At 62.6% G+C, this 19802-nt stretch carries 13 protein-coding genes; 7 read left to right on the top strand and 6 right to left on the bottom strand.

Annotation, left to right across the window (positions count from 1 at the left end):
• Positions 1 to 140 precede the first annotated feature (140 nt).
• Positions 141 to 1289: an L-threonine dehydrogenase gene (gene yiaY, locus NGM28_RS07450; RefSeq protein ID WP_252089462.1), complete on the top strand. Its 1149-nt coding sequence runs from the start codon at positions 141 to 143 to the stop codon at positions 1287 to 1289.
• A 97-nt stretch (positions 1290 to 1386) separates the two neighbouring features.
• Here the strand turns inward: yiaY and NGM28_RS07455 are convergent, their stop codons facing one another.
• From NGM28_RS07455 to NGM28_RS07470, 4 genes are all read right to left on the bottom strand, one after another.
• The gene (locus NGM28_RS07455) at positions 1387 to 2580 is read right to left on the bottom strand and encodes a DUF8534 domain-containing protein (protein WP_252089463.1); all 1194 of its coding nucleotides are present in this window, start codon (positions 2578 to 2580) and stop codon (positions 1387 to 1389) included.
• Between the two features lie 86 nt (positions 2581 to 2666).
• A complete protein-coding gene (locus NGM28_RS07460; RefSeq protein WP_240063073.1) occupies positions 2667 to 3134 on the bottom strand; it encodes a VOC family protein in 468 nt (155 codons plus the stop codon).
• Between the two features lie 169 nt (positions 3135 to 3303).
• Positions 3304 to 4923 carry an NADP-dependent glyceraldehyde-3-phosphate dehydrogenase gene (locus NGM28_RS07465; RefSeq protein WP_252089464.1) on the bottom strand — a complete coding sequence of 540 codons (1620 nt, stop codon included), beginning with the start codon at positions 4921 to 4923 and terminating at the stop codon, positions 3304 to 3306.
• Between the two features lie 115 nt (positions 4924 to 5038).
• Entirely contained in the window at positions 5039 to 8311 is a 3273-nt protein-coding gene (locus NGM28_RS07470) for a dermonecrotic toxin domain-containing protein (RefSeq protein ID WP_252089465.1), read from the bottom strand.
• A gap of 147 nt (positions 8312 to 8458) precedes the next feature.
• Here NGM28_RS07470 and NGM28_RS07475 point away from each other — a divergent pair, with 147 nt between their 5' ends.
• Complete coding sequence (locus NGM28_RS07475; RefSeq protein WP_252089466.1) at positions 8459 to 10693, top strand: putative bifunctional diguanylate cyclase/phosphodiesterase; 2235 nt, start codon at positions 8459 to 8461, stop codon at positions 10691 to 10693.
• 3 nt (positions 10694 to 10696) lie between these two features.
• Here NGM28_RS07475 and NGM28_RS07480 read toward each other — a convergent pair whose 3' ends face one another.
• The gene (locus tag NGM28_RS07480) at positions 10697 to 11731 is read right to left on the bottom strand and encodes a leucine-rich repeat domain-containing protein (RefSeq protein ID WP_252089467.1); all 1035 of its coding nucleotides are present in this window, start codon (positions 11729 to 11731) and stop codon (positions 10697 to 10699) included.
• Positions 11732 to 14482, bottom strand: coding sequence for a dermonecrotic toxin domain-containing protein (locus tag NGM28_RS07485; protein ID WP_252089468.1), 2751 nt, complete (start codon positions 14480 to 14482; stop codon positions 11732 to 11734). It lies immediately after the preceding gene.
• Between the two features lie 367 nt (positions 14483 to 14849).
• Between NGM28_RS07485 and NGM28_RS07490 the strand changes: the two genes are divergently transcribed.
• The 5 genes from NGM28_RS07490 to NGM28_RS07510 all read left to right on the top strand — a co-directional run bounded on the left by NGM28_RS07490 (position 14850) and on the right by NGM28_RS07510 (position 19793).
• The gene (locus NGM28_RS07490; RefSeq protein ID WP_252089470.1) at positions 14850 to 16004 is read left to right on the top strand and encodes a GNAT family N-acetyltransferase; all 1155 of its coding nucleotides are present in this window, start codon (positions 14850 to 14852) and stop codon (positions 16002 to 16004) included.
• 44 nt (positions 16005 to 16048) lie between these two features.
• Positions 16049 to 17167: a glycosyltransferase 61 family protein gene (locus tag NGM28_RS07495; RefSeq protein ID WP_252089472.1), complete on the top strand. Its 1119-nt coding sequence runs from the start codon at positions 16049 to 16051 to the stop codon at positions 17165 to 17167.
• 434 nt (positions 17168 to 17601) lie between these two features.
• A complete protein-coding gene (gene eppA / locus NGM28_RS07500) occupies positions 17602 to 17778 on the top strand; it encodes an EPS-associated small membrane protein EppA (RefSeq protein ID WP_167535660.1) in 177 nt (58 codons plus the stop codon).
• Between the two features lie 314 nt (positions 17779 to 18092).
• Positions 18093 to 18650, top strand: a complete 558-nt coding sequence (locus NGM28_RS07505) for a polysaccharide biosynthesis/export family protein (protein WP_252089475.1) — start codon at positions 18093 to 18095, stop codon at positions 18648 to 18650.
• Between the two features lie 27 nt (positions 18651 to 18677).
• Entirely contained in the window at positions 18678 to 19793 is a 1116-nt protein-coding gene (locus NGM28_RS07510) for a hypothetical protein (protein ID WP_252089478.1), read from the top strand.
• Positions 19794 to 19802 lie beyond the last annotated feature (9 nt).

Genomic DNA, 19802 nt, shown 5'->3' on the forward strand with positions numbered 1-19802 from the left:
GAGGGTGCCGTTCGCCGGCAAGCCGGCTCCTACAAAGAGCCATACGTGCCGGACCGGCGTGGCCATTGTCCTGGGTCAAGATGCTCGCTGCGGTCCAGGTAGATGCTCAAGGCAAACCGTCAGCGTGAGAGGACCCGGCCATGAGCAGTACCTTCTTCATCCCCGCCGTGAACATCATGGGCATCGACTGCCTGGACGAGGCGATGACCGCCATCGCCGGCTACGGCCTGCGCAAGGCCCTGATCGTCACCGACCAGGGCCTGGCCAAGGCCGGCGTGGCCGAGCGTATCGCCGGCATGCTGGCGATGCGTGATATCGACTCGGTGGTATTCGATGGCGCCAAGCCCAACCCGAGCATCGCCAACGTCGAGGCGGGCCTAACCCTGCTTCGGCAATCGCGCTGCGACTGCGTGGTTTCGCTGGGCGGCGGCTCGCCCCACGATTGCGCCAAGGGCATCGCCTTGTGCGCCACCAACGGCGGCCATATCAGCGATTACGAAGGTGTGGATCGCTCCAGCAAGCCGCAGCTGCCGCTGATCGCCATCAACACCACCGCCGGCACGGCCAGCGAGATGACGCGCTTCTGCATCATCACCGACGAGTCACGCCATGTGAAAATGGCCATCGTCGACCGCAACGTCACACCGATTCTCTCGGTCAACGACCCAGCGCTGATGGTCGGCATGCCCAAGGGGCTGACCGCCGCCACCGGTATGGATGCCCTGACTCACGCCATCGAAGCGTATGTCTCGACGGCGGCCACGCCGATCACCGACGCCTGCGCGCTCAAGGCCATCAGCCTGATCAGCGACAACCTGCGCCAGGCGGTGGCGGACGGCAGCGACCTGCAGGCGCGGGAGAACATGGCCTATGCGCAGTTCCTGGCGGGCATGGCGTTCAACAACGCCTCGCTGGGCTATGTGCACGCCATGGCGCACCAATTGGGTGGTTTCTACGACCTGCCCCATGGCGTGTGCAACGCTGTGCTGCTGCCCCATGTGCAGCGCTTCAACGCCAAGGTCAGCGCGGCGCGCCTGCGCGATGTGGCCAAAGCGATGGGCACCAAGGTGTGCGGGTTGGATGCGGAGCAGGGCGCCGGTGCGGCGATTTCGGCCATTGAACACCTGGCGGCGGCGATTGGTATCCCGGATGGGTTGGCGGAGCTGGGTGTGAAGGTCGAGGATGTGCCGGTGCTGGCGGCCAATGCGCTGAAAGATGCCTGCGGGTTGACCAACCCACGGGTGGCGAGCCAGGTGGAGATCGAAGCGATCTTCAAGGCGGCGTTCTAACCTGTAGGAGCGGCTTTAGCCGCGATGCGGGCACCGCGGTGTCCACCACCTGCTTCGCGGGTAATCGCGGCTGAAGCCGCTCCTACAGGCCGGCACCCTATCGCTCGCGCATGAAGAACCCCGCCACGTACTTGCGGAAGGTCTCCAGGCTCTTGAAGTCGGCGTAGCGCTTGAAGTTCTCGGCATCGGGCTCCGGCCCCAGCGGCTTTTCCAGCAACGACACCGACAGCACGCGGTCCTGGTCCGAGGTCAGCACCAGCTCATCCATCACCTGGCCACCGATCACCGGCCGGCGCATCAACACCTTCACGCCTTTGCCCGCCATCCAGTCGATCAACGACACCAGTGCCTTGAGCGGCTCGCGTTCTTCGTCGCGGTAGATCGGGAACAGATGCGCCCGTGACAGCACGGGCACGCTGGCCACATGAATCAATTCGTAGAAGTGGCTGCCCGCAGTGGCAGGCGAGTACAGCGCCAGCGCCAGCAATGGGCCGTCGGTCCGGTTGCCCCCCCAGTACTGGTGATTACCCTGGAAATCGAAGCCGTCCTCGCTACGGGCGTTGATGACCTTGCGCCCCTTGACCTGCTCGATGCAGTCAAGCAACAGCCCATGGCGGCGGTGGGTGCCGAACACCGTGGCTTCGCGCAACCGGGCTTTGAGCATCATCATGTGCTTCATGTCCAGGCGGGTTTCCAGGTAGTTGCTGGCCGGCACCCGCTCCAGCAACGGATAACGGCTGGCAACACCGCGCAGTTCGGCGAACTGTGCGGTGAGGTCCTTTTTCAAGTGGGTGGCGTAGACGTTGAGGCCACTGGCCTCGATCCAGGTCAACAGCAAAGACAGCAGGCGTTGCTGTTCCCGGCGCTCTCCCGGTTCGCGCGCGCGCGCGGGCGCATCGTTATCACTGGCGCGGCTATAGTCGCCGAGCAGGCGCAAGGGTGTATCCGGCGTCAGCCAGGCGGCAGGTTGAGCGAGTTCGTCACTATGCTCGCTGGCCTCCCGCGGATCCTTGGTGAACGGGCAACCCGTGGCGTGCTCCGGGGTGTCGGGGTTGTTGCGCAGGAACAGCGTGCCGGTATTGCCGTTGAGGGTGACGTTGAGCACCGGCAGGGCATCCTTGCGGCAGTCGCAGGCCAGCCACTGGTTGGCGCCGCGCACCTTCATGAGCAGTTGGTTGGCTTGCAGCAGGCGGGGGCCGGACAGGGTGCCGGCGGAAAAACCGGCCAGCAGTTCCTCTTCGGCCAGGGTCAGGCTGCGCACCTGCACGCCGGATTTTTCGATGATACGCATTGAGAAGCAGCTCCAAGCTACGAGCCCCAAGCTTCAAGCAAAGCGGCGATGCTTTCAACTCTGGCTTGAGGCTCGCAGCCTGGGGCTTACTGGCCGGCGAACATTTTCGCGGCGCGGGCGCGGATCTCCTCGACGCTGAGGTCTTCCTTGTGCGTGGAGACGAACCACACGTTGCCGAACGGATCCTTCAGGGCGCCACTGCGGTCGCCGTAGAACTGGTCCTTCAGTTCCGTGACTTTTGTGGCGCCGGCTTTGATGGCCTGGTCGTAGATTTTGTCGCAGTCCTCGACATAGAGGTGCAGGCCGACAGCCGGATCCTTGATGCTTTGGGTGGCCTTGAGGCTGTCTGGCATGTCGCACGGGTCGGCGAGCATCAACGAGGAGTCGCCGATTTTCAGTTCCGCGTGGCCGACCCGGCCGTCCGGGCCTTCCAGGCGGAACATCTCGACGGCGTTGAAGGCCTTCTTGTAGAACTCGATGGCATCGGCGGCACCCTTGATACCGAGGTAGGGGGTGATGCTGTGCTGGCCTTCGGGGATGGGTTTGACTGCCATGTTCGTAAGCTCCTTTCACGTGGGTGGGTTGCAACACCTGGATGATTAGAGTCGTTCAAGCGGGTGGAAAATCGACAGTCGCTTTAGATCGTTTTTCTATAAAAAGGCGGTTCGCCGGCAAGCCGGCTCCTACACGTAGGCGCTAAACGGCTTGCTGGCGAATGGGGCGTCAGAAGATGTAGTCGGTGGTCAGGAAACTCGACTGCCGGTTGCGGATGATCTCGCTGATCAGTTGCTTGTTTGCATCCTGGAACTTCGTTGCCACCAGAGTGCGTATGGAGAACACCCGCAGTGCGTCGTGCACCGACAACGTGCCTTCGGCGCTGTTCTTGCGGCCGTTGAACGGGTAAGTGTCCGGGCCGCGCTGGCACTGGGCGTTGAGGTTGATGCGCCCCACCTGGTTGGCGAAGATGTCGACCAACGCGCCGATGGTTTCGGGGTCGTTGCCGAACAGGCTCAACTGCTGGCCGTAGTCGGAGTCGAGCACATAGTCGATCACCGTCTGCAGGTCACGGTAGGGCACCACCGGCACCAGCGGGCCGAACTGTTCCTCGTGGTACACCCGCATGTCGCGGCTGACCGGGTAGAGCAGGGCGGGGTAGAAGAACGAACCGCGGCTCTGGCCACCGCCTTCATTGAGTACCTTGGCGCCTTTGCTTGTGGCATCGGCCACCAGGCCATCGAGGTAGTCGACCTTGCCAGGCTCCGGCAGTGGCGTCAGGGCAACGCCCGGTTCCCAGGGCATGCCGGGTTTGAGCGCGGCCAGCTTGCGCTGGAACTTGTCGAGGAACGGCTCGACCACATCCTCGTGCACGAAGAGGATCTTCAAGGCGGTGCAGCGCTGGCCGTTGAACGACAGCGCGCCGGTGACGGCCTCTTCCACGGCGTTGTCCAGGTCGACCTGAGGCAGGACGATGCCGGGGTTCTTGGCATCCAGGCCCAGGGCCGCGCGCAGGCGGTGCGGGCGCGGGTGCAGTTTCTTCAGGTCGCTGGCGGCTTTATGAGTGCCGATGAAGGCGAACACGTCGACCTTGCCGCTGGCCATCAGGGCGCTGACTGTCTCACGGCCACGGCCGTAGATGACGTTGATCACCCCAGCCGGGAAGCTGTCTCGGAACGCTTCCAGCAGCGGCCGAATCAGCAGCACGCCGAACTTGGCCGGCTTGAACACCACCGTGTTGCCCATGATCAGCGCCGGGATCAGCGTGGTGAAGGTTTCGTTCAGCGGGTAGTTGTAGGGGCCCATGCACAAGGCCACGCCCAGCGGTGCGCGGCGGATCTGGCCGAGGGTGCCCTGTTCCAGCTCGAAGCGGCTGGAGCGGCGGTCGAGGTCCTTGAGTGCATTGATGGTGTCGACGATGTAGTCGCAGGTGCGGTCGAATTCTTTTTCCGAGTCCTTCAGGTTCTTGCCGATCTCCCACATCAGCAACTTGACCACGGCCGTGCGCTGCTCGCGCATACGGGCCAGGAATGCCTCGACATGCTGGATGCGTTCGGCCACGCGCATGTTCGGCCAGGCGCCGCGGCCTTTGTCATAGGCGGCGACGGCGGCGTCCAGGGCGGTGAGCGCGGTATCGGCATCGAGCAGCGGGGCGCTGCCGAGGATCACCTGGCGCTCACTGTCGCCGTCCTTCAGCCAGACCGGGCTGCGTACCGTGGCCAGCGGGCCGTCCCAGCGCCTGAGTTCACCGGCGACGAGGTAATCGCGTTGTTCCAGAGGTTCGCCCAGGCGCCAGGCCTCGGGAATGTCCGCGGGGGCGGGAAACAGCGAATCGAGCAGACGGTCCATGGGCACTGCACCTCTCTAATCCAGATGATGAAACGCTTCAGCCGGTGAGCATGCGCTCACCGGCTGAAAAACACCAGTCTGGCTCATGAAGCGAAGTGTGGCACCGGCCCTGGGGTCATTCCTCGAAGGGCGGAGGGAACACCTCGTCGTCCAGCAGTCTCATTGCGCCGATCGACAAGGCATAGCCTCTCACCCGAGGGTCGGTAAAGGTGCGCAGCCGCTCCCACAATCGTGGCTGGCTGTAGTCGGGCAATTGCTGCAGGCCCCGGAGCTCGCGGCGATAGGGAAGTGGCAGATCATTCCAGATGGCCCAGTCGCCGACGTCGGTGTCTTCGAGCATTTCGTCGTAGTCAACGTCGGCAACCAGCAGGTCGATGCCGTGCTGGTCGTAGTAGGTCTGGATCTGCTGGCTGATCTGCTCGCTCAGGTCGTCGCTCTCCAGCCACAAGTTCTGGGCGGCAACGCGGGACAGTTGCAGGTCTTGCGGCAGGCTTGCGAAGCGGTTGTCGCGCATGTCGAAAACCGTCGGGCGCCAGTCGTCGTCAGCGCGAATGCCTGTAGGCCAAGTCACGAGCTCACAGTGGTTGAGGTTGAGCATGTCGAGGTCGTCCAACCGACCGAGGTCGGGGCTGCGGCCCAGAGGATTGTGCGACAGGTCCAGCAGCTCGAGATCGCTCAGCCGGTCAAGAGCTGCCTGGTTGGCATCGTTCCAGATGATTCGATTACCTTGCATGTCGAGCCAGCGCAGCGACTCCGGCACTGCGATATTGGGGATCTGTGTCAGACCGCAGTCCATCAGGTGCAGGCGTTCCAGCCGGGGAAAGCGCTCGAGGAACTCCGCGGGCAGCTCGGTCAGGTTGCGATTGCCATTCAGGTCCACGCGGCGGATATGCTCGAAGCGGTCAGGCAACGCCAGCGCGGCCAGGTCCTCGTTGGTCAACGCCAGGTCGGACAGGCTGAGCAGGTGCACGGCGTACCCTTCCTCTTCGGCATATTCCGAAATGCGTTGCCAGTTGCTCACCAGTCTACGGGCGGCGGCATGGCGCAACGGATCATCGCCGGCCCATGTACGCAGTTCACCGCGAAAGTCCATGAGTTGGCGTTCCAGGTCGGCCATCTGTTGCACTGGGTCCAGGCCAGCCTCCACCCATTGCGTCAGTTGTTCGTTGATCTGGAAGTCGGCAGCCTCGGGATAGAGCTGCCGGTAGCGTCGGAACGCCGCACCGATGTCGATGCGCGGGGCCGCCTCTTCCATGCCCCCCGACAGCCCGCCGCGCGGTCCCCAACCCAGCGCAGAGGGTTCGAGCAGGCGCATGGCACGGGTGTTGTCTGATACCACCAGGCGGTGGATCGCGCCGCGCAGGCTATCGGCATCATCGAGCGTCAGCCCCAGGGCCTGGCGGTCGCCTCCGGACAGCGCGTGAAGAGCAGCCCTGCCGAGGTCATGATCCCGAGGCTGCGGTGCCGGCCGATCGCCAAGATAGGCTTCGTAACCTTCGGCGGACTTGATCACGATGCAGGTGCGGCTGCCCGGTTCGGCGCCAGAGGCCATCAATACCACGCCTCGAGGCGACGCCGCGCGCAGCTCGAGGCGCAATTGCGCCGGCCAGCCTGGGAGCTGGGGCAGGGCATTGATGATCAGGCGTTCGCTGTCGGCGCCGGCCTGCTCGGGCAGGAAAAGGCCCTCCAACGCGCTGTTCAGGAACTGGCGGGCCAAGTCGTCGTGCAGGGATGCAACGGCTTTCGATGGAAGCTGCCTTTCGGCCTGCATGCGCCCGGCCATTGGCCTGGTCAGGTGCGGGTAGTCCTGCAGCAGGCGGCCTTGCACCGGTCGCCACAGGCGCTGGCTGCCGTCGTCGAGGGTGATCGGATCGAGACTTTCCATCAATGCGCTCGAGCCAAGCTGCTTCACTGCCTTGCCAGCAAGGTGCAAACCGCCGATCACCGCCAGGTTGAGCGCGACCGACGCGAGATGGTCGATAGCCTGCTGTCGATCGCCAACCTGCCAGGCTTCGTAGCCTTCATAGGCTTCATCCAGCAACTGATAGGCAACCACTGCGGTCATGATCGTGCCCAGGGCCGGTACGAACATGCCAGCAATCATCAGCGCATCGAGGCCAACGCTGTCCCATAAGGCCTTGCGGGCTTTATAGGCCAGTTCGTCGGCATCGGCGGTGGGCACGGCCACTTGCCTGGCCTCACGCTTGAGACGGGCCAGGTGATCATCGTGCAGGAAATCGTAAAGGTCACCGGTGATGGGTGAGGTTGTCGGGTGCAGGTCGGCACCGTTGCGCAGTGCCCAGGGCTGATCATCGGGCGTGTCACCCCTGGCGTCGAGGTTCTGCCGGAGTCGGCTGGCAAACAGGGCGCGTTGCGCGCTCGGTACGTAGTCCATGAAGCGTTGGCGGAACACCGCATCCAACAGTTCCGTGCGTAACTGCTTGTGCAGGGCATCGAGGTTGTCGAACGCGCGTAATGCCGCTTGGTGGCCTGGCAGGTAGAGCAGCAGGCCGGTTGTGCCTGTGTCGATGATGGCGGCTTCGTGCAGGGTAATGCCGAACAGGCACAACTGTTCGCAGGAATATGCACAGCCATCGGCCAGCATCGATTGCACGGCATCCCAGCCTGCGCCGCTCAGTTGATGGCGCACCCTGGCCAGGTCGCTGGCCAGGCGCAGGCTGTCCTGGAGCACACGGACCGCCTGCTGGCGAACGGCGGAGGGGGCGAACAGGGTATCGAGATGCTCCTGGTAGCGCTGGCCGAGGTCCAGTTCGCGGCAGGCCCTGGCGAAGTCGGCGGGCGAGAGCGCAAGCGGTTTGATGGTCACCTGCTCCGAAGGCAGGGTGATGTCCACCCCTGTTTCACTGTCGCCCAGGGTCGTCTTGCCTGTCACCGTTGTCTTGCGCACAGTCCAGTCACCGTCCAGGGCAAGGGCACTGTCCCAGCTGAAGGTGACGGGGTCGGCGAAGTTCTGCAGGGCCGCTTCGAGCAGCGTGCGGTGCTCGTGGTGGGTGACATACACCTGGAAGGTGTAGAAGTGTCTTAGCCATACCAACCCGGCCGTACGTAGCGGGGCGTTGACGCCGTATGTTTTGCGCAAGCGTTCGGCAAGCAGGGGCTCGGCGAACGCGGTGATGTTCTTCAGGCCGCGTAGTTGCGCGGCCAACGAGCGTTGCGAGGTCATCAAGCGTGCCTGGCTGGCCTTCACGGCTTCGCGCAGGTCAGGCGCGGCGTTGGCGAACCAGTCGGCCTCGGCGCCGGGCAAGCCCTGTATCGGCATGATGCCCTCGCTCAGCCGCTGCCAGTGCTCAGGGAGGGCGTCCTGTGTCCAGACGGGCAGCTGGCGTTCGAGGAGGGCCTGATGTGGGTTGGGTGTATTCGAGTCCATGTGCGGCTCCTTGCAAAAGGCCTATCAGACCGGCCGCAGCAGTGCCGCAGGTCGTACATAGGTCTGGCGCTGGCCGTGCCGCAAAAGAAACCTCAATTTCGCCCGTGCCGCGCCGATAACCGCTCAATAGCCTTACGTCGCCTGCCTATGACCCTCTCCCAATTCCCCCATGAAGCGCTGCCGCCCACTTCGGGTGCGCTGCGTCAAACGTTGAACCGCTTGCTGCCGGTCGGCTTCGCCCTGGTCGGCATCGGCTTGTCGGTTGCCCTCGGCTACCTCGATGCACAGCGCGAACGCAACGAACAGTTGGGTAACCTTGCTGCGCGCCTGGCCGGGATGCGCGGGGCGCTGGAGGCACAGCTGGGCGCCGCGTTCGGTGAAGCCGAAGGCATCGCCCAGTTGATCGCCGCCGATGGCGGCATCAGCCCGGCGCATTTCCATGGCATGGCCCGCGATGCCTTGCAGTCGATGCCTTACATGCGCCATATCGTGCTGGCGCCGGGGGATGTGATCCTCGATGTCTACCCGATGCAGGGCAATGAACGGTTGATCGGGCTGGACTACCGCCAATTACCGGACCAGTTCCCGCTCCTGCAGTCGGCCCGCGACCAGGCACGGCCCGTGCTGGCCGGCCCCTTGCAGCTGTACCAGGGCGGCAGGGCGCTGATCTACCGGCGCCCGGTGTTCATCACGGGCAAGCGTGGTGTGCAGTTCTATTGGGGCAATGTGTCGATCGTGGCCGATATCGACCGGCTGCTGCTCAGCGCCGGGTTGCGCCCGGACACCGAGTTCGAACTGGCCGTGCGCGGTGTCGACGGCAAGGGTGCCGATGGCGCGCTGATCTGGGGCGACCCCCGGCTGTTCGAAGAGTCCCAGGTGAAGATGACCGTCGATGTACCCGGGGGTGTCTGGCAGTTGGTGGCCGCGCCTCGGGCGAGCGCGGCGGGGCTCGACTTGTTCGCCTCGCCGCTGTTCCTGTTCGCCTTGAGCTGCACCGGGTTGTTCAGCCTGTTCGTTGCCCAGCTCAACCGCAAGCAGCGTCTGCTTGAACAGCGCAACCGCGAACTGCGCCAGTACCAGGCCCAGCTGGAGCGCCTGGCCCACTACGACACCATCACCGGGTTGCCCAACCGGGTGCTGTTCCAGCAGCAACTGACCGAGGCCATCCTGCAGGACCATGGCCTGGCGGTGCTGATGCTCGACATCGACGGTTTCAAGCAGGTCAACGACAGCCTTGGCCACCCCATGGGCGACCTGCTGCTGCAGCAGGCTACCGCGCGCTTCCTGCAGGAGTTGCACAGCCAGGATCGGGTATGCCGCCTGGGCGGCGATGAGTTCGTGTTCATGCTCCAGGGCGCCCAAGGGCAGGTGCAGCACCAGATCCGTGCCTTGCTGCGTTGCTTGCAGCGGCCGTTCGATCTCAACGGCAATGCCACCTTGGTCACCGGCAGCATCGGACTGGCCTGGAGCCCCCAGCACGGTGAAGACGCTGACAGCCTGCTGCGCCACGCCGACACCGCCATGTACGCGGCCAAGGAGAGCGGGCGCAACGCCTGGCGCCCGTACCACCCGGACATGACCGAGCGCCTGCAGCAACGTCTTGAGCTGGAGCGCAACCTGCGCAGGGCGCTGGAGCACAACGAGTTCGAACTGTGGTACCAGCCCAAGGTCGACCTCTTCAGTGGGCAACTGGAAGGCGTCGAGGCGCTGCTGCGCTGGCGTGATCCGCACCATGGCCTGGTGTCTCCGGCCGAGTTCATTCCGTTGGCCGAGCGCACCGGCCTGATCATTCCGCTGGGTGAGCGGGTGCTGGAGCTGGCCTGTGCCCAACTGGCCGCCTGGCGTGCCGGCGATGGCTTGCCTGGGCCGCTGGCGATCAATGTGGCGGCGTTGCAGATCGAGCGCAGCGACTACGTCACCAGCCTGGCGTCGGCGCTGGAGCGCCACGGCCTGCCGGCCAACCTGCTGGAAGTGGAAATCACCGAAAGCCTGCTGATGGAGAGCCAGCAGCAAGCCTGTGCGGTGCTCGCCCAGTTGCAGGCCATGGGCGTGGCCACGGCAGTGGACGACTTCGGCACCGGCTACTCGTCGCTCGCCTACCTGAGGGCCTTGCCGATCGACCACTTGAAGATCGACCGTGCCTTCATCAAGGACCTGCCCGAGGACGACGATGCCGTGGCCGTGGCCAGGGCAATCATCGACCTGGGGCATGCCCTGGGTTTCAGGATCACCGCCGAAGGTATCGAAACCCAGGCCCAGTTCGACTTCCTGCGCAATGCAGGGTGCGACCAAGGCCAGGGCTTCCTGTTCGGGCGGCCGATGCCCGCCGTCGATCTGGCGCGGTGGCTGGCGGCCAATGAAAGCCGCCGCCGTGGCGCATGAGGGTCAGAGGTCGAGCAGCTCGATCGCTGGTCGCTCAAGGGCGTACTGGAGGAACGCCGGGTCGTTGTCCATGCGGGCTATTCGCTGCCAGACAGCCTCGCGAGTGGCTGTCGGATTGCGATCGAATTGTGCGGACTCCAGGATCTCGCGCATGCCCCGGCGGTACTGCAATGGCAGCTTTTGCCATAAGCGCAGCCGGGCAGGGCTGGCGTCGCGCAACAGTTCCTGGTAGTCGAAATCGCTGACCAGCAGGTCGATACCGTGCTGTTGGTAATAGTCCTCGATCTGTTCGCGTATCACCGGGTTCAGCCAATCACTTTCCAACGCAAGGGGGCTGCCGACTTCGGAGGGGACCTCGAAGCCTCTCGGCAGGCGCTCGAATGTATTGCCGGAAAGGTCCAGCAACAGCGCCTGACGCAGCTGCCCGAGACCGCTGGGCAGTGCACTGAGGTGCGAGTTGTTGAGCATCAGCGATCGTAAGCTTGGCAAACGGTCGAGTGCGGGTGCGCGCAGCAGCGGATTACCGCTCAGGTCCAGCAGTACCAGTTTGGAGAGGCGGTCGAGCGCGGCCTGGGCGCGATCATCCCAGGTCACGCGATTGGACTCCATGTCCAGCCAGGTCAATCGTGAAGGCGCAGCGACATGTGGAGGGCGGGTGAATCGGCAATTACCAAGGCTCAAGCGCGTGAGGCGTGGGAAGGCGCTGAGCAGTGGTTCGGGCAGATGACTGAGTGCCGCGTTGTCACTCAGGTTCAGGTCCTCGATGTGCGTGAAACCGTCGGCAAGCGTAAGGTCGGCGATATCGTGGTTTTCAAGCTCCAGCCCGGACAGGTCGAGGCTATGCAGCGCCCGACCGTCGATCAACCATGCAAAGGTGTTGCGTCGCCAAGCGTTGAGGATGGCACGTACCGCGCGCTGGCGGCGCGGTATCTCGCCTGCCCAGGCGCCCAATCGCTCACGCAAGTCGCGCAGTGAGCGTTCACGGGCAAGCAGTTCGGCTTCTGGTGCGATCAGCCGCTGTCGCCAGTTGGCAAACACTTAGCTGATCTGCGTGTCGCTGACGCTTGGGTATAGCCGGCGGTAACGGGCGAACAAGGCATTACGTGGGGATTGCAGCACCGATTGTGCCGTCAGCGGAGTACCGCCGCGCAGGCCATGACGCAATGACGGGCGTTTCAGCCCCCAGAGGCGGTGTGGCCATTCACTACGCGATTGCACGGCCTGCTGTCGGATCAGGTTGCCCAGGACTTCGGGGCGGCCTACTTGCAATGACCCGCGCATGGCCTCGGGAAGGGCGTCATGCAATGCATCGAGCAGCGTAGGGTGCTGGTGTCCGGCGACAGGACGATCGTCTTTGTAGACCTCGTAGCCCTCGGTGGACTTGATCAGCACGCGCCGCCAGCGCGCCTGCTCGGGGCCGGCGCTGGCGAGCAGGTTACCGTCCGGTCGAGACTGACGCAGTTCAATGCGCAGTTCGCCGGTGTTACCCGGCAAGCGCTCCAGGCAATCAAGCATAAGACGCTCGCCGTCGAGGCTGGTCAGGGCCGGGCGGTAAAGACCTTCCATCGCGCGGACGATCGGTAGCTGTCCTTGCGTCTCGGCAGCTTGGGTGAGTAACCACTGCGGCAGTTGATCACCCTTGGCCCAGGCACTGCGCTCCTGCGCCGACAGACGTGCCAACAATCTTCGAGCCAATGGGGTGGTCAGGCGCGGATAGGCCTGCATCAGGTGCTGTTCCATTGTGCTTGCAGCCTGACTTGCGTACAGGCTTTCAAGGGCTTCGGATCCCAGCGCGGGCAAGCGTCTGGCCATTCCCATTCGCACCAGGGTGTCAGCCAGCAGGGCGGGTGTCGGCTGGTTCGCCAGGTAAACCTCCTGAAGGTGAGCGCGATCGACGCCGCTGATATCCAGGGCCTCCAGCAGCTCGGCGTCGTCGAGTGCATCCAGGCCAAATCCGGGCCCCAGGCGACGCAGCAACTGGATATCGCTCCATCGCTGAGGCTCCTCCTGTTCGACGTGCCAGGTGCCTTCGTCGTTGTGTTCGAGCCAGGGTCGGTAGGCGTCGTTCTGTTCTGGATGAACGATTCGCCAGCGCCCCGTGGAGCCGTCCAGTGCTTGGCGATAGGTTTTTCCTTCGATGCGAATGAAGTGCTGTTCCTGGTACAGGTATTGCCCCTTGGCGTTGGGCTGCACCGTCTCGGGGAGTTCGACCGGGCTTTGATAGGGGGCCAAGTCGGGTTTGCACAGTCGCTGGCTGCTGTCATCCAGGGTTACCGGATCGAGGCCTTCGAGCAAAGGGCTGTTGAAAAGCCTGGGCAAGACCTTGCCGGCCACATGCAGCCCGGCCATCAGGCCGAGGTTCAGGCTCACCGCTTCAAGATGGCGCAAGGCCAGATGGCGGTCGCCTGCATGCCAGGCTTCGTAGCCTTCATAGGCTTGATCAAGCAGTTGGAAGGCCGTGACCGCCAGCATGAACGTGCCCACGGCGGGAACGAATAGACCGGCAATCATCAGCGCGTCCAGGCCTGCGCTTTCCCACAGCGCCAGGCGCCGCTTGCGTTCCTGCTCATCCGCGTCGGCGGTGGGCACGGCAAACAGTCGGGCTTCGGCCTTGAGACGGGCTACATGGTCGTTGTGCAGAAAATCGAAAACCTCCGCTTTGACCGGCAGCTGCGCCATATGCAGGTCTGCCTGGGCGCGACGTGGCCAATTCTGGTCGGTTGGCGAATTGCCGTTGGCATCGAGGTTCTGCTGCAGGCGGTCGAGAAACGCGGCTTGCTGCAGGCGGGGCACATAGTCGAGGAACCGTTGTCGGAACGCTGCATCGAGCAGGTCAGCGCAAAGTTGCTCGTGCAGGCTGTCCATGTCGGTGAACTGGCGCAGCGCCTTGTCCTGCTCGGGGAGGCTCACCAGCAGGCCGGATTCACCGGCATCCATGATCAGGACTTCATGCAGGGGGATGTCGAACAGACTCAGCTGGGCACAAGGCAGGGCGACGCCGCCGTCGAGCAGCGTCTTGAGTGTGTCCAGCGCAGCCCCCGTCAGGTGATGGCGCAGGAAGGCGATATCTGCTGCCAGGCGCAGACGGTCCCTGTGTACCTGCTTGCTGTGCCTGGCAACCTTGGCTGGCGCGAACACTGACGCCAGGTGATCCTGGTAGCGCTGCCCCAGGTCCAGCTCGCGGCACGTCCGGGCGAAGTCCTCCGGTGACAGCCCCAGGGCAGCAATCGTGTAGGTTTCCGAGGCCATGACGATATCCACCCAGGTTTCGCTGTCACCGAGGGTGGTCTGGCCGACCACGGTGGTGGTGTTCACCTGGATGCCTTCGCGGGGTGCCAGTGCGCTGTCACGGCCGAAGGTGACGTTGCCGGCGAAGTTGTGCAGGGCGGCCTCCAGCAGCGTGCTGCGCTCGTGGCGAGCGACATCCACTTGGTGGGTCCAGCGGCGATGGATGCGGATCAGCTCGGTATTGCGCAGGGAGTGGTCGAAACCGTGCTCCGTGTGCAAGTGGTCTGCGAGCAGAGGCTCGGCGAACTCGGCGATCTGACGCAGAGGTTTGATCGCCCGTGCCAGGGCCTGCTGGGATCGGGCGAGACGGGATTGGCTGTCCAGTACCTGCTCGCGCAGGTCCGGCGCCGTATTGGCGAACCAGCCTGGGGGCTGTTCGGCGGTGCCCTGGGCGGGTGCCAGCGCATTCGTGAGGGGGCGCCATTGCTCGGCGCAGGCCTGGCGTGCCCAGGTGGGCAGGCGTTGCTGCAACAGCGACTGGTGGGGGATGTCGTTCGGCATTGTGCTGCTCCTGTCGAGGGAAGCGGCAAGCAGACACCATCAGCCTCGCGTAATCGCAGCACATAACGCTGGGTGTTTTCAGTATCGGACGTGATAAGAGAAAAGTTACCTCTACCGAAGCAGTAGCTATAAGCGGTGGTTTTACAATCACCAGCGCGCTGATAAAAAATTTGACGTCATTAAAAAACCAGCATTGATCTCAATTGGCCGCTTGCCAAGGTCGAGTCGCGCATCTTTACTTGTTACTGGATATGAACTGCTTGCGAAGTGTTTGTCATGTTTATCAAATAATTACGTGCGATATCCAAGGGTAAGCCACTTTTTCTGATCTGCCCCACCGGCAGCATGCATGGACATCGGAGAAGACATGAAAGCGCACTTGGCGGCCATTGCCCGGACACTCCTATCACCTTCCCTGCGCTTCGAAATAAGAAATGCTTCTAACAAACTGCGGGATCTGCTCAGTCGCGCCTGCTTCTGGCGTTGGGAAGTCGCCAGGTTCAAGTTGCAGCAAGAAAGCCCCTACGAAATTCTCTACATCGGTAGAAAACAACAACGGGCCATGGCCAAGTTGTTGATCGGCGGGAAATCCCATGGGGATGTGCCGGTCGCGGAAGGCGAAAGCCGCTCGACCGCCTCCGGTCATGTGGTCGTGGTCAGTGAAATGCCCACGTCAGGGGCCTTGAACGTGCCTCATTACCTGAGTGCCGTGGTGCCTCTGGGGCGTTCCCTCGACGAGATAACCGCCCGTTACGACAGCGAACTGCGTCGCAGCATTCGCAAGCACCGGCCGCTGTACCAGATGCGCCAGACCCTTGACGACGAAGAAATCGCCATGGCCGACAGGGACCTGCTACGGCCTTATGCCACGGCACGCCAGGGTATCCATGCGGCGCAGTTTCCCACCGACGACGTATTTCGCCTGGCCAAGGGGGTGGGGCGGCTCGACCTGATCACCTTCGAGGGAGAGGTGGTGGCCTGCCACCTGGGGTGCGAGATCACCCGGGGCGGCAAACGGTACTGGAGCACTTTACGCTTCGGCTACTGCGAGGCGGTGTTTTCGGATGCCAAGCGCTTGCGCGAGGTCAACTCCATCACCACCTTCATGGCGTTGGAGTGGGCACTGGAGAACGGTTTCGACTATTACGACATTGGCCTGTGCCTGGCACGGCCGGATGACGGGTTGTTGAAGTGGAAGAGAAGGCGTGGTGGCGATATCGACTCACTGGGCAATCACGCCTACATGTTCGTGCGCCTGCCCAAGACCGGCGTGGCGCAGTTCCTCTGGGACACGCCACTGTTCGCCGTGGAAGGCAGAAAGTTGACGCTTCACCTGGGGTTGCCGGATGAAGCCAGTGATGAGGAAGTCGCCGACCGTTATCACGAAATGGTCTTTGGCGGCCTGCACAAGATCTATCTCTACGGCGCGGGTCGCGCTGGCGAGCAGTTCCTCGAGACCCTGCGCACGCGTTACGCCAATTTGCAGTCGCCCCCCTCGATGGAACGCATCTTTTCCAATTGAGCCCCGTGCGGCTCACCGACGCCATCCTCAAGGGAGGACGCCTCATGGAAAGTGATATTACGAAGCTCAGCGAAGTGCCCGCAGCCAGTCGGCATACCTGGACCCTCGCGGCCTACAGGTACATGGCGAGGAAGCGTCTCGCGCGCAAGGCAGACCTGGACATCAAGCGCGTGGCGGCGAAAAGCTGGGATATCGCCCCGGGCGAAACCACGCTCTCGCCTCCGGCGTTCTACCTGCCCAACCAGATGGAGCGGGTGACCGGCTGGGAAGGCAAGCGCTTCTACCCCTACGTGCACCCCGGGCGCACGATGGAAGGCGGCATCACAACGGAGCAAGGCCCGACACGGGGCTATCTGATCAAGGATGTCTGGCTGGTCGACGGCGCCCTGTACAAAGGTGACGCCAGCCACTGGCTGTCGCTGAAACCAAGCACGTTCCCGCGGATCATCGTCGAGCATGAGCTTGAACGTGCGGCGGCCTATTGCACGCAGAACGGCAACACCTGGTTCGGCACCTGGCTGATGGAGGACTGCCCGACCTACGCCCTTGCATGCGAGGAGGGCATTCCGATCACCACCGCGCCCTCCACACGATTTCCGCTGTTCACCCAAGGGCCGGCCTACGAAGATTGGCTGGGGATGAAGCCGCAGCGGTTGCGCAGTGCGTTCATCCGCGAACTGGTGTTGTTCGACGACCTGAGCAACAACCGCAATCGGCACCTGCGCTACCGGGCCATGGGCGACAAACTGCTGTCGCATGTGGAGCATGCGCCGCATCCCGGCGTGTTCATCCTGCGCGGCAGTGACGGTGACTTGCGTTTGCTGCGCAACGAGCTGGAGATTGCCGAGCACCTGCGCCAGCACCGGGGTTTTCGGGTCATCGATCCGATGAAGAACGATGTCCCGGCGATCATCGCGGCCTGTGCGGGGGCGAGGGTGGTGATCGGCGTCGAAGGAAGCCAGCTGGTCCATGGCGTCAACGTCATGCAGGCAGGCTGCACCTTGCTGGCGTTGCAGCCGCCCAACCGTTTTGTCAGCTACTACAAGTACCTGACCGACCGGGACCAGCAGCACTATGCCTTCGTGGTTGGCGTACCGGAGGGCGAAGGTTTCAGGATCGATATCGACGAAGTCGAACGCACGTTGGATTTGTTGCCATCCTGAGACGCTTGCATTAGCCACGCCAGGAGCATGAGCAGGCCGGATTCTTGCACCTGCTTCAATGGCGGCAGCAACGTGTCAAATAATGAGCGAAAAGCACAATCATTCTCGCTTTTATGTTCGCCGATGAAACACCGTATTGTTCGCCGTCAGGTACCACGCAGGGATCATAACGACATACCGTTGACAGGATTGCTACGCAAAAGTGTTTGAATGTTTGATTATTTTGGTATTCGTCAAAAGATTCATGCATTGGCTGTGTGGAAAGACAGTTGCATTATTTGTTGGCGGGATTTTGACGAGTGCGATGATGTCCGATTGATTTTTATTATGGTGCCGGATCGTTGACGTAATGTCATTGTGCCCATAAGCTCAATTTACCAGCGATGGAAACTACCGCTCACCTACAACGGTTGTCCTCTTTCCAGGAGGGGAATATGCGCTCGACACTGTTCATCAAGTCGATTTTCCTGTTGGTGCTTATTAGTGGCGCAGCGCGAGCGGCCGATTCTTATATCAATCAGTCCAGTGTCATTCCTCTGGCGACGGCAGGTTGGCTGTTTGGCTTCGCCGTCATCGGCTTTGTCGCGGTAGCGAATAGAAAACGGATCTGACCGCCTGCCTGGAAGGCTTGAGCTTGACCCGATCCAAGCGCCTTCCCAGGCTGGTGTCGACAAATCGACGGTCAAGGGTGACTGACAGTATTGTCAAACGCTTGAGAAATCCCGGGCGATTGCTATATTCCACTAGCCAGTATCAACAGCCAGCACCCTAACTTTCGGGTGGTGGCTGAACTGGCAAGCGGACCTCCAGGATGATCGGGGTCACCGCAGCGAGCCGTATGGCTGCAAAGCGGAGCGAAGAGGTAGTGTGCTGTTCTCGTTCAGTGCTCTTTTGCATGGCCACCCGTTGGCCGGAGGGACCCCTCATGGTGCGTTTGCTGCTTCCCCTGCTGGGCGTGCTGATGCTGTGGTCCGGTGCATCTGGCGCCAACGAACCGACAACCCCTTACCTGTTGAGCCCCGGCGACAAGGTGCTGATTTCCGTCTGGCAGGAGGATACCCTGCGACGGGAAACCACCGTGCTTCCAGACGGCAGCATCACCTTCCCATTGGCTGGCCGGGTCGATGTCGCCGGGCTGGATGCTGCAACGGCCGCACAGAAGATCAGCGTCAAGCTCAAAACCTACCTTGCCGAGCCGAATGTCAGTGTCGACATCATCAACCCGGCCGGCAATGTTGTGTATGTCCAGGGCAAAGTCATCAAACCGGGCCCTGTACCAATGGCCGGCCCGACCGCCGTGCTCCAGGCGTTGAGCCTGTCGGGCGGACTGGACAAATTCGCGGACGTAAGCGACATCAAGGTGATTCGCATCCAGGGCAATGATCAAAAAGTGCTGCCGGTACGTTACAAGGACCTGGTTTCCGGCCGTGACCTTTCCACCAATTTTCAACTCCAGGCGGGCGACACCTTGGTCGTCCCATGAGCCTGCTCGACTTATTAAGACCGCATAGTGCCTATTATTCGAACAACAAGTGTTGCAACAGCGTTATTGATGTTGCCGTACACGGGCTTGGCCCAAGCGTCCATCTGGCAATCCTCGTTCGTGGTCCCCACGACCGTCGAGTACGACAGCAACCCATTGCTCCTGACCTCGGACGAGAAGGGTGTGATGCGAACGATCATCGAGCCACGTTATAGCCTAGTCGGCACCTTCGACCGCGATGAGTGGCGGCTGGGGTTGGGGGCGCACGTGCTGCATTCCTCCGACACCCGCGTGCTGGGCAATCGCGAGGACCCCGACCTCAGCCTGGGCTGGCGGCGGGAGACCGAACGCGGGCATTTCGGCTTGAGTGGGCAGTACATCGAAAGTTCGACCCTTTCCGGCACCGTGCTCGACACCGGCGTGGTGACCACCGACGGCACGCAGAAACTGAGCACGCTGACTGCGGACTGGAGCTATGCGCTCACCGAGCGCAGCACCCTGGACAACGAAACCACCTACAACCACGCGCGCTATGACATCACCTCGCTGACCGGCTTCGACGAGTACGCGAACACGCTCAAGTACACCTATGCCTGGAACGAGCGCACCGACGTCTTCAGCAGCATGCGGGTGCGGCGCTATGAGCCGGAGCAGACCAGCGCGGGGGCTGTCGCCACCAACAGTTACACGCCGACCATCGGCATGAAGTACCAGTTCTCCGATCAACTGGAAAGTATCGTGCATCTTGGCGTCAGCCAGGTATCCGGTTCTGGCCAGCGCCGCGGAGAAGGGGGGGTGTTGCTCAATTACCGAGGCCTGCGCACCGACGCCAGCCTCAGTGCCGAGCGCAGCACCGTCGCCAGCGCCGAGGGTGGTTTCGCTGAACTCGACATGATCCGGGGCAGTTGGAGCTACGCGCTCAGCGAGCTCAACCGTGTGGGTGTCGACGCGGCCTGGCAGGACAGCAAGGGGCAGACACCGAACACGCTGCAGACCTACAGCATCTGGGGTAGTCGACAATTCTCGCCTTTTTGGGATCTGCGCCTATCGTTGATGTACAAGGAGCGCCAACAAAATGGCTCGCCCGATGCCCAAGCTACGATCGCTGGACTGACGCTGACTTATAGATTTCCCGACCTCTGAATCCTCAGT

The organism is Pseudomonas sp. MWU13-3659, assembly GCF_023757525.1.
Taxonomy (GTDB): Bacteria; Pseudomonadota; Gammaproteobacteria; order Pseudomonadales; family Pseudomonadaceae; genus Aquipseudomonas; species Aquipseudomonas entomophila_E.

Excerpts from the sequence above, each read along its gene's own strand:
- NGM28_RS07460 (WP_240063073.1), bottom strand. The coding sequence starts at position 3,134 with ATGGCAGTCAAACCCATCCCCGAAGGCCAGCACAGCATCACCCCCTAC.
- NGM28_RS07495 (WP_252089472.1), top strand. The coding sequence starts at position 16,049 with ATGGAAAGTGATATTACGAAGCTCAGCGAAGTGCCCGCAGCCAGTCGG.
- eppA (WP_167535660.1), top strand. The coding sequence starts at position 17,602 with ATGCGCTCGACACTGTTCATCAAGTCGATTTTCCTGTTGGTGCTTATT.
- NGM28_RS07490 (WP_252089470.1), top strand. The coding sequence starts at position 14,850 with ATGAAAGCGCACTTGGCGGCCATTGCCCGGACACTCCTATCACCTTCC.
- NGM28_RS07455 (WP_252089463.1), bottom strand. The coding sequence starts at position 2,580 with ATGCGTATCATCGAAAAATCCGGCGTGCAGGTGCGCAGCCTGACCCTG.
- NGM28_RS07465 (WP_252089464.1), bottom strand. The coding sequence starts at position 4,923 with ATGGACCGTCTGCTCGATTCGCTGTTTCCCGCCCCCGCGGACATTCCC.
- NGM28_RS07505 (WP_252089475.1), top strand. The coding sequence starts at position 18,093 with ATGGTGCGTTTGCTGCTTCCCCTGCTGGGCGTGCTGATGCTGTGGTCC.
- NGM28_RS07470 (WP_252089465.1), bottom strand. The coding sequence starts at position 8,311 with ATGGACTCGAATACACCCAACCCACATCAGGCCCTCCTCGAACGCCAG.
- yiaY (WP_252089462.1), top strand. The coding sequence starts at position 141 with ATGAGCAGTACCTTCTTCATCCCCGCCGTGAACATCATGGGCATCGAC.
- NGM28_RS07485 (WP_252089468.1), bottom strand. The coding sequence starts at position 14,482 with ATGCCGAACGACATCCCCCACCAGTCGCTGTTGCAGCAACGCCTGCCC.
- NGM28_RS07475 (WP_252089466.1), top strand. The coding sequence starts at position 8,459 with ATGACCCTCTCCCAATTCCCCCATGAAGCGCTGCCGCCCACTTCGGGT.